This window comes from Pseudomonas sp. ADAK2 TE3594 (assembly GCF_053628675.1).
The window spans coordinates 545371-559326 of sequence record NZ_JBRJGV010000001.1 but is presented as its reverse complement, the minus strand read 5'-3'; the positions used below and the strand labels follow the sequence as shown (position 1 = coordinate 559326).

Annotated in this window: 12 protein-coding genes; 7 read left to right on the top strand and 5 right to left on the bottom strand. The window is 60.2% G+C overall.

The features are described from left to right. The first annotated feature begins 106 nt into the window (after nt 1-106). From AB7M22_RS02440 to AB7M22_RS02430, 3 genes are all read left to right on the top strand, one after another. A complete protein-coding gene (locus AB7M22_RS02440) occupies nt 107-1438 on the top strand; it encodes a DUF58 domain-containing protein (RefSeq protein ID WP_007903872.1) in 1332 nt (443 codons plus the stop codon). A gap of 137 nt (nt 1439-1575) precedes the next feature. After that, nucleotides 1576-1824 (top strand): hypothetical protein, encoded by a 249-nt coding sequence (locus AB7M22_RS02435; RefSeq protein ID WP_454185118.1) that lies wholly within the window; start codon nt 1576-1578, stop codon nt 1822-1824. A gap of 299 nt (nt 1825-2123) precedes the next feature. After that, nucleotides 2124-2510: a DUF6124 family protein gene (locus AB7M22_RS02430; RefSeq protein ID WP_454185117.1), complete on the top strand. Its 387-nt coding sequence runs from the start codon at nt 2124-2126 to the stop codon at nt 2508-2510. A 146-nt stretch (nt 2511-2656) separates the two neighbouring features. On the opposite strand, the gene AB7M22_RS02425 is transcribed toward AB7M22_RS02430, so the two are convergent. Next, the gene (locus AB7M22_RS02425; protein ID WP_454185116.1) at nt 2657-3016 is read right to left on the bottom strand and encodes a PilZ domain-containing protein; all 360 of its coding nucleotides are present in this window, start codon (nt 3014-3016) and stop codon (nt 2657-2659) included. Between the two features lie 240 nt (nt 3017-3256). Beyond that, on the bottom strand, nt 3257-3640 hold the full coding sequence (locus tag AB7M22_RS02420) for a tetratricopeptide repeat protein (RefSeq protein ID WP_007898326.1): 384 nt from the start codon (nt 3638-3640) through the stop codon (nt 3257-3259). 191 nt (nt 3641-3831) lie between these two features. Between AB7M22_RS02420 and pyk the strand changes: the two genes are divergently transcribed. Then, nucleotides 3832-5283, top strand: coding sequence for a pyruvate kinase (gene pyk / locus AB7M22_RS02415; RefSeq protein WP_008010060.1), 1452 nt, complete (start codon nt 3832-3834; stop codon nt 5281-5283). A gap of 209 nt (nt 5284-5492) precedes the next feature. On the opposite strand, the gene AB7M22_RS02410 is transcribed toward pyk, so the two are convergent. The 3 genes from AB7M22_RS02410 to AB7M22_RS02400 are packed head-to-tail and all read right to left on the bottom strand — an operon-like array spanning nt 5493 to nt 8333. Further along, nucleotides 5493-6242, bottom strand: a complete 750-nt coding sequence (locus AB7M22_RS02410; protein WP_454185115.1) for an enoyl-CoA hydratase-related protein — start codon at nt 6240-6242, stop codon at nt 5493-5495. Between the two features lie 56 nt (nt 6243-6298). Beyond that, nucleotides 6299-7234 (bottom strand): iron-sulfur-binding ferredoxin reductase, encoded by a 936-nt coding sequence (locus tag AB7M22_RS02405; RefSeq protein WP_454185114.1) that lies wholly within the window; start codon nt 7232-7234, stop codon nt 6299-6301. Further along, the gene (locus tag AB7M22_RS02400) at nt 7227-8333 is read right to left on the bottom strand and encodes a GGDEF domain-containing protein (protein ID WP_454185113.1); all 1107 of its coding nucleotides are present in this window, start codon (nt 8331-8333) and stop codon (nt 7227-7229) included. The genes AB7M22_RS02405 and AB7M22_RS02400 overlap by 8 nt, the downstream gene beginning before the upstream one ends. A gap of 507 nt (nt 8334-8840) precedes the next feature. Between AB7M22_RS02400 and AB7M22_RS02395 the strand changes: the two genes are divergently transcribed. The 3 genes from AB7M22_RS02395 to AB7M22_RS02385 all read left to right on the top strand — a co-directional run bounded on the left by AB7M22_RS02395 (nt 8841) and on the right by AB7M22_RS02385 (nt 13698). Further along, entirely contained in the window at nt 8841-10364 is a 1524-nt protein-coding gene (locus AB7M22_RS02395) for a fumarate hydratase (protein WP_123719314.1), read from the top strand. Nucleotides 10365-10603: 239 nt separating this feature from the next. Further along, on the top strand, nt 10604-12364 hold the full coding sequence (locus tag AB7M22_RS02390) for a sensor histidine kinase (protein ID WP_454188750.1): 1761 nt from the start codon (nt 10604-10606) through the stop codon (nt 12362-12364). After that, the gene (locus AB7M22_RS02385; RefSeq protein ID WP_454185112.1) at nt 12364-13698 is read left to right on the top strand and encodes a sigma-54-dependent transcriptional regulator; all 1335 of its coding nucleotides are present in this window, start codon (nt 12364-12366) and stop codon (nt 13696-13698) included. Before AB7M22_RS02390 ends, AB7M22_RS02385 begins: the two co-directional genes overlap by 1 nt. The last annotated feature ends 258 nt before the right edge of the window (nt 13699-13956 follow it).

Sequence of the window (13956 nt, the reverse complement as noted above, 5' to 3'; positions counted from 1 at the left end):
CCCCAAGAAAAGATCGCAGCCTGCGGCAGCTCCTACGCCGAATGCGATCCCCTGTAGGAGCTGCCGAAGGCTGCGATCTTTTCAGCAGGCCACACGGTGTCACACCATGAAACCGTCCCGGCTTCTGCTGATCTGGCTAGCAGTCCTGCTGGCCATCGGCATCGTGCTGGGCGCATTGCGGGCACTGGACATCGAGGTTCCATCTAGCCTGTTGTCGATCAACTGGGGATTGCTGTTAGCGCTGCTGGCCCTGGCGACACTCGACGCCATCCGCCTAAAACGCCTGCCCTCGCCCCGCGTGCAACGGCAAATGCCCGGCAGCCTGGCGCTCGGTCGATGGGGCGAAGTGCGACTGGAGGTCGAGCACGACTTTGCTCAACCGCTGAACGTACACATCTTCGACCATGTGCCGCACGGCCTGGACTTCGAACACCTTCCATTGTCCGTCGAACTGCAACCCGGCCAACAGAGCCAGATCGGCTATCGCCTGCGCCCACTCAAGCGCGGCCACTTCACCTTCGACCACTGCGAAATCAGCCTGCCGAGCCCAATGGGCCTATGGTCAGGCAAACGTTTACTGAACGTAGTCGACAACACCCGCGTCTACCCCGACTTCGCCCGCCTCTACGGCGGCCAACTGCTGGCGGTGGATAACTGGCTCAGCCAGCTCGGCGTGCGCCAACGCCAGAGACGCGGTCTGGGTCTGGAGTTTCATCAACTGCGCGAATTCCGCGAGGGCGACAGCCTGCGTCAGATCGACTGGAAAGCTACGGCACGCCAGCGCACACCGATTGCCCGTGAGTATGAGGACGAGCGTGATCAGCAGATCATTTTCATGCTTGATTGTGGGCGGCGCATGCGCAGCCAGGACGGCGAACTTTCGCATTTCGATCACGCGCTCAATGCCTGCCTGTTGCTCAGCTACGTCGCGCTACGTCAGGGCGATGCGGTGGGCCTGAGCACCTTCGCCAGCCATCAGCCGCGCTACCTAGCCCCGGTCAAAGGCACTGGTCAACTCAACGTGTTACTCAACAGCGTTTACGATCTCGACAGCACACAATGCCCCGCCGACTATCTGGTCGCCGCCAACCAGTTGTTGGCCAGACAAAAACGCCGGGCACTGGTGGTGCTGGTGACCAACCTGAGGGATGAAGACGACGAAGAATTGCTTACCGCCGTCAAACGGCTGAGCCGTCAGCATCGGGTGTTGGTGGGCAGCCTGCGCGAAGAGGTGCTCGACAGTCTGCGGCACGCGCCGGTACAAACATTGCCCGAGGCGCTGGCCTATTGCGGGATAGTGGATTATATGAATGTACGGGCAGAGCTCCATGAGCAGTTGAGTGCTCATGGTGTTCCGGTGCTGGATGCTCGGCCCTCAGAACTGGGCGCCGAGATGGTGACGCGGTATATGGGATGGAAAAAAGCTGGAACGATGTAATGGCCAATCCCATACAAAATAGTCATGTCACGATATGAATATGATGTGCGAGCACGTATGACTAGCTCCCACCCCAGAGTAATTACGAGAAGCAGTCCCACCCACCAATCTGATAGCTCTATCACAAGGAATCAATCATGGACGATGCAAAACTATTCGCTTCAGTGCTAACGCAGATCAATGAGAACCAACTGGCATTGTGTGCCGCTGTAGAGGAGCTATCGAATTGGGTGGCGCAGCAAGGGGCTGCCGAAACAGCGGATAACATCCGATGCGCCTTACAAACGCTAGATGTAAACCAAGATTTTATCTCTTTGGCACTTATTTCTATCTCCACCGATTTTAAAAATTCACAGATCCCCAAAAAGCCTGATCTTAATGACTAGCTAACCTTCAATATTTGTAGATTCTCCTAGGCATTACCCGATGTTCCTGATCGTGTAGTAACGAGGGGCAATAAGCTCTGCCATGTAAAAACTGACGTTAATGGCCGGTAATCTGCTTGTTGTCCTCTCCCATCAGGCTTCGCGAGTAACTGCGCTAATGACTACAGAATGAAGCGCATCTGCCTACAAATATCAGCGACCAGTCTGATTGTGGGTGGTGTCCGTCCCGACATAAGGTTCTCCTATCGCCGCCCTTTCGTTATTTCCGAATCGGTGGCAGCCCCAACAAGGAGTTAACCGTGATAACGCCCCGACCCAACCCACTCAAAACCACCTCCAGTTCGCCCTACAGCACCCTCGACTCGAAAAAACTCCACGAAGCTGCCGACAGGGCCCTCGATCACTATCTCAAACGGGAAAACACTAAACCGTGCTTTGCCGAAGAACGCACCACCGAGGAACGATCCATGAAAATGTTCACCGTCGTACCCGATGCAAACCCCGAAGCCCTCATCATCCAGACCTACGAAACCTTTTCCTCGGTCAGCATTCTGTTGCTCGATCTGGCAGAAAGCCTGGACGACAAGCAGCGGCATCTGGCGATGGCGATTTATCAGATGAGTGAGATGGGGTTGATGCTGGCGGAGAGGTCGCTGGATATCGAACGGGCGATTGCTACAGCCTAGCCTTTGAATATTGGCTGAATGGTCTGACGCCATCGCGGGCAAGCCCGCTCCCACAGGGATCTTCGGTGAACACACAATAGGTGAACACCGCCGAAAATGTGGGAGCGGGCTTGCCCGCGATGGCAATAGTGAAAGCGCCGCAGCCTTCAGGCCGAAGCAGGCAACGGCTGAAAACTGAAGTACTGCTTCAACGCCCCGACCAATTGCCCATATTCCGGCGGTGCCCGTTGCAGGCTGAAGCCGGCGTCGTAGTGGTGGGGGGTTGCGTCCTCGTGACACCACAGGCAGCAGGCGTTGAGGTCGATGACCTGCTGACAATGGCCATCCATGGGGATTTTCAGGCGCAGATTAAAGTCGGCGCCCACCATCAACGGCAACTGACTGATCAACATCAGCCCGTCCTCGGACAAATTGCCCAGAAAGCCAATGGGCTTGTCGGTGACGCTGTTGAACACTTTGAGAAAATACGGCAGTTGATGCCGCTCGATCCGGCGGTCAGTGAACATGCTGATTTCGCTACGCAAGGCCCTTAAGCAGGGCCGCACTAATGCTTCGGAACGGACCTGCTCTATTGCTTTATAGGCATAAGCCGCGCTCTCCCCGATCCTGGTGCGACAGTCCGTCCATCCGCTGTCACTTACTACTGCCGATCACAGGTGTTACCTCGATTAGAAACAAGGTTCTAAACCGATTTATTCGACTATAGCTCACCGCCGCCGGTCAGCCAGCCTTTGAATACCCTTCAATCAGAACCGGGTCGGGCTCACGACCGCCGCGCTACGGGTCGGGTAATGCCCCAGGCTCTGCAAGGTTTCCAGGCGGGCACGGGCGCGGTAGGCGTATTCGCTTTGCGGGTACGAGGCGATAATGAACTGGTAAGTCTGGACCGCGTCGACAAACATTTTCTGCCGTTCCAGGCACTGGCCGCGCATCATCGACACTTCCGGCCACACATAAGGCCGCGCACGGCTGGCGCGCTCGACCTTGGACAGCTCGAGCATCACTTGCTCGCAGTTGCCGCGCTCATAGGCGCTGTAGGCATTATTCAAATGATGGTTCATCGACCAACGGGTGCAGCCCGTGACGCTGAGGGCACTGATGGCAAGGGCGGCAATGAGCACGAATCGCATGGGGGATCTCCTGTCTTGAGCTCTGTATCGACCCATCAGCGGAAATCTTCAGGACGGCTTGCTGCAAAGTTGTCGCTTTCAATAAAGAAAGCAATAACCAGATTCTTCATGAAAAAGTAGTGCAAACGAACAATGACTACACCCAAAGACCATAGTAGCCTCTGCTTGCGCTTGAACTCAGGAGTCTTTGCATGTCCGTCCGTCGTACCAAAATCGTCGCTACCCTTGGCCCGGCCAGTAACTCGCCGGAAGTTCTCGAACAGCTGATTCTGGCTGGCCTGGACGTCGCCCGTCTGAACTTCTCCCACGGCACCCCCGACGAGCACAAGGCTCGCGCGAAACTGGTGCGTGACCTCGCTGCCAAGCACGGCCGCTTCGTCGCCCTGCTGGGTGACCTGCAAGGCCCGAAAATTCGTATCGCCAAATTCGCCAACAAGAAGATCGAGCTGAAGATCGGTGATCAATTCACCTTCTCTACCAGCCATCCGTTGACCGAAGGCAACCAGCAAGTGGTCGGCATCGACTACCCGGACCTGGTGAAAGACTGCGGCGTGGGCGACGAGTTGCTGCTCGACGACGGCCGCGTGGTCATGCGCGTCGATACCGCCACCGCCACCGAGCTGCACTGCACCGTGACCATCGGCGGCCCGCTGTCGGACCACAAAGGCATCAACCGTCGCGGCGGCGGCCTGACGGCACCGGCCCTGACCGAGAAAGACAAGGCCGACATCAAGCTCGCGGCGGAAATGCAAGTCGACTACCTCGCGGTGTCCTTCCCGCGTGACGCCGCCGACATGGAATACGCCCGTCAACTGCGCGACGAAGCCGGCGGTACTGCCTGGCTGGTGGCGAAGATCGAACGCGCTGAAGCCGTGGCCGACGACGAAACCCTCGACGGCCTGATCAAAGCCTCCGATGCGGTGATGGTTGCCCGTGGTGACCTGGGTGTGGAAATCGGCGACGCCGAGCTGGTGGGCATTCAGAAGAAAATCATTCTGCACGCACGCCGCCACAACAAAGCGGTGATCGTCGCGACCCAGATGATGGAGTCGATGATCCAGAACCCGATGCCAACCCGCGCCGAAGTGTCCGACGTAGCCAACGCCGTGCTCGACTACACCGACGCCGTGATGCTCTCGGCCGAAAGTGCTGCAGGTTTGTACCCGCTGGAAGCCGTACAGGCCATGGCGCGCATCTGCATCGGCGCTGAAAAGCACCCGACCGGCAAGACCTCCAGCCACCGCATCGGCAAGGAATTCACCCGTTGCGACGAGAGTATTGCGCTGGCGACCATGTACACCGCCAACCACTTCCCGGGCGTCAAGGCGATCATCGCCCTGACCGAAAGTGGCTACACCCCGCTGATCATGTCGCGCATCCGCTCCTCGGTGCCGATCTATGCCTACTCGCCACACCGCGAGACCCAGGCGCGCGCGGCAATGTTCCGTGGCGTGTACACCATCCCGTTCGATCCGGCTTCGCTGGAACCGCATGAAGTCAGCCAGAAGGCGATCGACGAGCTGGTCAAGCGTGGCGTCGTGGAAAAAGGCGACTGGGTCATCCTGACCAAGGGCGACAGCTACCACACCACCGGCGGCACCAACGGCATGAAGATCCTGCACGTGGGCGACCCGCAGGTCTGAGTGATCGCTCGCTGAAAAACAAAAGCCCCGCCATGTGAATGGCGGGGCTTTTTGGTTTTTGATCCTGAAAAATGTGTTGTCTGGGTTGACGCCTTCGCGGGCAAGCCTCGCTCCTACAGGGATTGCGGGCGCCCACAAAATCGGCGTTCAACACAAAACCTGTAGGAGCGAGGCTTGCCCGCGAAGAGGCCCGCCCGGCCACCGCAAATTCAATGCCTGTTGATAAACCCCGACAACGCCGCCATCGCTTCCGGCGAACGCAGCCGCTGGGTGAACAACGCCCCCTCTTCTTCTATCACCTTGCGTATCTGTTCCCGATCCGGCGCTTTCATCAATTGCTTGCTGATGCGCACCGCCTCTGATGGCAGCGATTCAAACCGCAACGCCATCTCCCGCGCCTTGGCCAACACCGCTTCGCCGCTGTCCAAGGCTTCAGTCGCTATCCCCCACGCTGCAGCCTGTTCACCACTGAACGCTTCGCCGAGCAACAACAACTGTGCGGCTTTGGCATGGCCGAGCAAGCGCGGCAGGATCAGGCTGGAGCCGAACTCCGGGCATAACCCGAGGTTGACGAACGGCATGCGTAACCGGGCGTCGGAGCTGACGTAAACCAGATCGCAATGCAGCAGCATCGTCGTGCCGATCCCCACCGCCGCACCGGCCACGGCGGCGATCACCGGTTTACGACACTCCAGCAAATTGAGCATGAAGTGGAACACCGGGCTGTCGAGGTTGCTCGGGGGTTGCTGAAGGAAATCAAGGATGTCGTTGCCGGCGGTGAAACACTCAACGCCACCGGTGATCAGCACCGCATTGATTTCGGGGTCGGTATCGACTTGCTTCAAGGCCTCGGCCAGGTGGCTGTACATGGCGCGAGTCAGGGCGTTTTTCTTCTCGGGGCGATTGATGCGCAGGGTCAGCAGGCCGCGCTCGCGTTCAAATCGGATGGTATCGGGCATGGTGAGTCCTGATCTGAGAGGATCAACTGTGGCGAGCGAGCCACAGAAATCAGCGCTCAACCACGGGGTAGAAAGACATCCGCCAGCAGTTGATTGCGCGGCAAACCGGCCAGGTACAGGCGCCGGGCAAAGGCGTCGACACTGTCGGGAGCCCCGCAGACTAAGGCCAGGGTTTGCCGCGAAACAAGGCGCAGTTGTGCCAAAGCCGCGGGCAACTCGGCCGCCGTCCACAGCTCGACGCTCAGGTTCGGACGGCTGGCGGCCATGGCTTGCAGGGGTTTGGCCAGATAATGCTCACCCGCATCATGGGCCAGGTGAATGACGCGGATGGGGCCCTGGTGATCCTGACGCAATGCTTCGCGCAAGATACCGAACAACGGCCCCAGACCGGTCCCGGCCGCCAATAACCACAGCGGTCGGGTGTGCCAGTCCGGGTCGTAATGCAACGCCCCGCCGCGCAACTCACCGAGGCGAATTGGATCGCCGATTTTCAAGCGACGCGCCGCATCACTGAATGCCCCCGGTTGGCGGCAATCGAGGTGGAACTCCAGAAATCGGTCTTCCTGCGGCAGACTGGCCAGGGAATACGGCCGCGCCACCTGACCCGCCCACAACACCAGATGCTGCCCCGCCTGATAGCGCAATGGTCGCTCGCAGGTCAGGCGTAAACGCAAAACGCTGGAGCTCAGCCAATCGCTGGCGGCCACCTGCGCAGCAAGACCATCACGCAGCGGGTCAAAGGTTTCGACTTGCAGATCCTCGATCACCTGGCACTGACAGGCCAGCCGCCACCCCTGCTGACGCTGCTCATGGCTCAAGGCATCGGGACGGTTGTCGCTGGGCAAGCCTTCGACACACTTGACCAGGCACGCATGGCAACTGCCGGCGCGGCAGCTATAGGGCACCGATACGCCATTCTGATTCAAGGCATCGAGCAGGTTGCTTCCCGCCGCCACCGCCCATTGGTGTTCGCCGACCCGTAACTCAGGCATCAACATTCTCCCAGGCCGCCGCGCAACGGTTACGGCCGTCACGCTTGGCGCGATACAGCGCCTGATCGGCGCGGTGCAAGGCGTCATCCAGATCGTCGCCAAGCGCCAACAAGGTCATGCCCGCCGACAGGCTGAGGTGGCGCACATTCAGGCCGACCAACTCGACATCCATGAAGGCAATGCGCAACCGCTCGCAACATGCCGTCAGGCGCTCGGCATCGCAATCGGGCAACAACACCACGAACTCTTCGCCGCCATAGCGGGCCAGAACATCGCCATCGCGCAGGCAGGCAGTGGCCACCCCGGCGAACGCTTGCAACACCTGATCGCCGGCGGCATGGCCGTGAACATCGTTGATGCGTTTGAAGTGGTCGAGGTCGATCAACGCCAGGCCATGCACCACATCGGCTTCCATGGCGTTCAACTCGCGGGAGGCCAGGCGCAGGAAATGTCGGCGGTTGAACAGCCCGGTGAGTTCGTCGGTCGCCACCAGGCCTTCGAGCTGGCGCATCATTCCGCGCAGGGTGTCTTGATGCGCCTGCAGGGCGAACCGCCGCTGACGCATACGCTGGCGCGACATCTGGACGTAACGGGCGTAAAGCACCAGCCACACGAGCACCACAAACAGCACGCACACCTGCAACAGGGACAGCGTCGGGTCGGGCAGCTGAAAGTGGTAGCCCTCCCACAACGTGATGGCGCTGAAACTGAAAAACACCAGCAACGCGCACCGCGCGAAAGCCGTGCGCGAAAGATGAAACAGCCCGAACAACAGAATCAGCGGGTAAAACACCAGAAACGCGCCGCGAGCCTCGTCCAGATGAGCGATCAGCCAGGTTTGCCAACCCAGCCCCAGCAGTATTTGCACTTCGGTCAGGCTCGGGTCGGGACAGCGCAGGTTGCGACCGCTCGAGAACACCGCGAACAACGCCGCCTGGCTGAGCACCACCAACGCGCTGCCGATCGCCATGCCGGTGACGGACTCTTGGTAGTGACCGGTGAAAAACGCCAGCCACAGCAGCAGCAAAGCCAGGGCGTAGGTGCCAGCTGCGAGGGCAAAGCGTTTGAGCAAAAGCCGCTGGATGGCGTTATGGGTCAATCGTTGATTCACCGTGGGAAAGGGGGCTGATTGAGTGTCCTACTCTACAGGCCGGATGCCACTTTAGTGGCGAGTCTGATAAATGACCATTCAATTTTCGGGGCAGAAAACTGGCGTCAAAGCCATGACCCAAGTTCAAGGAAATCCTGTGGCGAGGGGGCTTGCCCCCGTTCGGCTGCGCAGCAGTCGTAAAATCTGCCAATGCGGTAAGTGTGTACCTGAAAGAATGCCGGGGAGCGCTTCGCACTCCAACGGGGGCAAGCCCCCTCGCCACAGGCAAGCTCCCTCGCCACAAAAGCCCTGCCCCCATATTCATCTGTGGGCGGTATGCGACCAACGTTTGACTGTCAACGGATGTGCCCGCCATCGAGGCGCGGTATACTGCCGCGCCTTTTTAGCGTCGCGCCAGCATGCCCGGCGTGCCTTGAAAGGTGCTTGCAACCGACCGATGCACCCAAGCTGCAAGCACCTTATTGAATGTTCCCGTCTTTTAGAGGAGCGCGACTCATGACCGTGATCAAGCAAGACGACCTGATTCAGAGCGTTGCCGACGCCCTGCAATTCATTTCCTATTACCACCCCGTTGACTTCATCCAGGCGATGCACGAGGCCTATCTGCGTGAAGAATCGCCGGCAGCCCGCGATTCCATGGCGCAGATCCTGATCAACTCGCGCATGTGCGCCACCGGCCACCGCCCGATCTGCCAGGACACCGGTATCGTTACCGTGTTCGTACGCGTGGGCATGGACGTGCGTTGGGATGGCGCCACCATGGGCCTGGACGACATGATCAACGAAGGCGTGCGCCGGGCTTACAACCTGCCGGAAAACGTCCTGCGTGCCTCGATCCTCGCCGACCCGGCGGGCGCTCGCAAAAACACCAAGGACAACACCCCTGCGGTTATCCACTACTCCATCGTTCCGGGTAACACCGTGGAAGTGGACGTGGCGGCCAAGGGCGGCGGCTCCGAGAACAAGTCGAAAATGGCCATGCTCAACCCGTCCGACTCGATCGTCGACTGGGTACTGAAGACCGTTCCGACCATGGGCGCCGGCTGGTGCCCACCGGGCATGCTCGGCATCGGCATCGGCGGCACCGCCGAGAAAGCCGCCGTCATGGCCAAGGAAGTGTTGATGGAATCCATCGACATTCACGAGCTGAAGAAGCGCGGCCCGTCCAACCGTATCGAAGAGATGCGTCTGGAGCTGTTCGAGAAGGTCAACCAACTGGGCATCGGCGCCCAGGGCCTGGGTGGCCTGACCACCGTGCTCGATGTGAAGATCATGGATTACCCGACCCACGCCGCTTCGTTGCCGGTGTGCATGATCCCCAACTGCGCCGCCACCCGTCACGCACACTTCGTGCTCGACGGTTCCGGCCCGGCATCCTTGGAAGCGCCACCGCTGGACGCCTACCCGGAAATCGTCTGGGAAGCCGGCCCGTCGGCCCGTCGCGTCAACCTCGACACCCTGACGCCGGAAGAAGTGCAGAGCTGGAAGCCGGGCGAAACCGTCCTGCTCAACGGCAAGATGCTCACCGGTCGCGATGCTGCGCACAAGCGCATGGTCGAGATGCTGAACAAGGGTGAAACCCTGCCGGTAGATCTGAAAGGTCGCTTCATCTACTACGTCGGCCCGGTCGATCCGGTCGGTGACGAAGTGGTCGGCCCTGCTGGTCCTACCACCGCGACGCGGATGGACAAGTTCACCCGTCAGATCCTCGAGCAAACCGGCCTGTTGGGCATGATCGGCAAATCCGAGCGCGGCCCTACCGCGATCGAAGCGATCAAGGACCACAAAGCCGTTTACCTGATGGCTGTCGGCGGCGCGGCTTACCTGGTGGCACAAGCCATCAAGAAATCCCGCGTGGTGGCTTTCGCCGAACTGGGCATGGAAGCGATCTACGAGTTTGACGTTAAAGACATGCCTGTGACTGTTGCGGTCGACAGCAAGGGCGAGTCGGTACACATCACCGGTCCTGCGATCTGGCAGAAAAAGATCAGTGAAAGCCTGGCGGTGGAAGTGCAGTAAGCGCTTCCCTCTCCTGCTGAAAAGGCCGGGCCGTCTCCCCAGACGACCCGGTCTTTTTTTTGGATATCGATTTAGTCCTTTGATCTAAGCAGAGGTGACTAACGAATTGGCGTATACCCAGACCATGTTGTGCTGTCGATCGAGTAAATTCACTACCGCCTGACCACGTCATGCCGGGACGAAGGATGCGCGGCCTCATGGTATGGTGCCAGCCCATCCTTCAACCTATTTCCTACAGCATGCTGCCGACTTCCCGTACCTTGCGTCTGTCGTTGTACACCCTGTTGATCATCGCCGGTGCGGTGCTCGCCGCGATCCTGGCCATCCGCCACGCCGAACGCCAGGCCTTGGTCGAAGACGCCGCACGTGCCAATCAGCAACTGGCGCTGTACGCCAACTCGCTGCACACCCTGATCGACCGCTACCGCGCCCTGCCCGCCGTGTTGGCGCTGGACCCGGAACTGCGCGCCGCGCTAAGCGGTGAAGTGAGCCCTGAACAGCAGCTTGCGTTGAATCGCAAACTGGAAAAAATCAACGGAGCCGCGCAGTCCTCGACCCTGGAACTGCTCGACCGCACCGGTCTGGCCGTGGCCGCCAGCAACTGGCGCTTGCCCAGCAGCTACGTCGGCCACAACTATGGCTTTCGCCCTTACTTCAGCCAGACCCGAACCCAAGGCACCGGACGCTTTTATGCGGTGGGTGTGACCAGCGGCATTCCCGGCTACTTCCTGTCCAGCGCGGTGACCAGCGACAGTGGCGAGTTCCTCGGCGCCATGGTGGTCAAACTCGAATTCCCGGAACTTGAGCGCGAATGGCGTCAGGGCAGCGACACGTTGCTGGTCAGCGACGCGCGCGGGATCATCTTCATCGCCAACCAGCCGGGCTGGCGTTATCGCCAATTGAAACCGCTGAGCGACAGCGACCGCGCCGAGCTCAAAGCCACCCGCCAATACGACAAACAACCGCTGACCCCGCTTGACTATCAATCGGTGCGGCGCTTCGACGACAACAGCGACCTGACCCGAGTCGAAGGCCCCGACGGGACGGCGGATTACCTCTGGGAGTCGCTGCCACTGGCCGCTGAAGACTGGACCTTGCACCTGCTGCGTCGCCCGCAAGTCGCGTTCGAAGACCGCCGCAACGCCGGGCTCGCCGCCGCCGGCGCCTGGCTGACGCTGGTGTTTCTGTTGCTGTTCCTCAACCAGCGTTGGCGCCTGGCCAAACTGCGTCAGCGCAGCCGTGAAGAACTCGAACAACTGGTGGAAGAACGCACCCGGGATTTGCGCACGGCCCAAGACGGCTTGGTGCAATCGGCCAAACTCGCCGCCCTCGGCCAGATGTCCGCGGCGCTGGCCCATGAAATCAACCAACCGCTGACCGCCCAGCGCATGCAATTGGCGACCTTGCGCCTGCTGCTCGATCACGGCCGGGTCGAAGACGCTTACAAGGCGCTCAAACCGGTGGACGACATGCTCACGCGCATGGCCGCCCTCACCGGCCACCTGAAAACCTTCGCCCGCAAAAGCCCCAGCGGCCTGCGCGAACGGCTGGACCTGGCGGCGGTGGTCGATCAATCCTTGCAGTTGCTGGAGGCGCGCCTGCGTGACGAGCACATCAGCACCGTGCTACATCTGACTCGCCCGGCGTGGGTGCGTGGCGACGCGATTCGTCTGGAACAAGTGCTGATCAATCTGCTGCGCAATGCCCTGGATGCGATGCACGACAAACCCTGCAAGCGTCTGGAAATCCGCCTCGAAGCCGATGAACAATTGTGGCACCTGACCGTCGCCGATAACGGTGGCGGCATTGCCGAAGAAAACCTGGCACAAGTCTTTGATCCGTTCTTCACCACCAAACCGGTGGGTGATGGCCTGGGTCTGGGCCTCGCCGTCTCCTTCGCTATCGTTCACGAAGCGGGAGGACGCCTGAGTGCCGATAATGGCGAAAACGGCGCGGTGTTTACCCTGACGTTGCCCATTGATCTGGAGGTGCCTGCCTGATGCTCAATTCGGTGATGGTGGTCGATGACGAAAGCAGCATCCGCAGCGCTGTCGAACAGTGGCTGAGCCTGTCGGGGTTCGAAGTGCAGCTGTTCAGTCGCGCCGACGAGTGCCTGGCGCAGTTGCCGAAGCATTTCCCCGGGGTGATTCTCAGCGACGTGCGCATGCCCGGCATGACGGGGCTGGAGCTGCTGGCCGAAGTCCAGCGCCGCGATGCTGACTTGCCGGTAATTTTGCTGACCGGTCACGGCGATGTGCCTATGGCCGTCGAAGCGATGCGCGATGGCGCCTACGATTTCCTCGAAAAACCCTTCAGCCCGGAAACCCTGCTGAGCAGTCTGCGTCGGGCGCTGGACAAGCGCCGGCTGGTGCTGGAAAACCGTGCCCTGCATGAGCAGGCGGACAATCGCGCCAAACTCGATGCCACCCTGCTGGGGGTGTCCCGTGGCTTGCAGACGTTGCGTCGGCAGGTGCTGGACCTGGCGACGTTGCCGGTCAATGTGCTGATCCGTGGCGAAACCGGCAGCGGCAAGGAATTGGTTGCCCGTTGCCTGCACGACTTCGGTCCGCGCGCCGACAAAGCCTTTGTGGCGCTGAATTGTGCGGCGATTCCCGAGCAGTTGTTCGAGGCCGAACTGTTCGGCCATGAGAGCGGCGCGTTCACGGGCGCCCAGGGCAAACGTATCGGCAAGCTCGAATACGCCGACGGCGGCACGCTGTTTCTCGATGAAATCGAAAGCATGCCGCTGGCCCAGCAGGTGAAACTGCTGCGGGTGTTGCAGGAGCAGAAGCTTGAGCGATTGGGTTCCAACCAGAGCATCCACGTGGACTTGCGGATCATCGCCGCGACCAAACCCGACTTGCTGGATGAAGCCCGGGCCGGACGTTTTCGCGAAGATCTGGCCTATCGATTGAACGTCGCCGAGTTGCGTCTGCCGCCGTTGCGTGATCGGCGTGAAGACATTCCCCTGTTGTTCGAGTTCTTCGCGCAAAGTGCTGCCGAGCGTTTGGGTCGCACCTTTGCGCCCTTGAGCGGGCCGCAACTGAGCCATCTGCTGAGCCACGACTGGCCGGGCAATGTGCGCGAACTGGCGAACGTCGCCGAGCGACAAGTGCTGGGCCTCGGCGAACCGGAACCGGCGGGGATCGACCCCGGCCAGTCACTGGCAGCGCAGCAAGAAGCCTTCGAAGCGCATTGTTTGCGCGCGGCACTGATCCGGCACAAGGGTGATGTGAAAGCGGTGCTTGAAGAGCTGCAACTGCCGCGCCGTACCTTTAATGAAAAGATGCAGCGGCATGGGTTGAGCCGGGAGATGTTTTTGCAAGACAGCTGAGTTTTGTGGTGTCTCTATGGGCCCCATCGCGGGCAAGCCCGCTCCCACAATGACCGAGTCGAACACAGATTTTATGCATGACACCAATCCTGTGGGAGCGGGCTTGCCCGCGATGAGGTCAGCACAGGCACAGCAAATCCTAGCTAAGAATAAGCAGTTTTCCGCTCACCGACCCTCTACGATGAGCGGATTTCCGCTCAACAGAACCTGCTACCCCCTCTAAACCGGCCCTCCTCTCCTTGGCACAGCTCCTGCTAT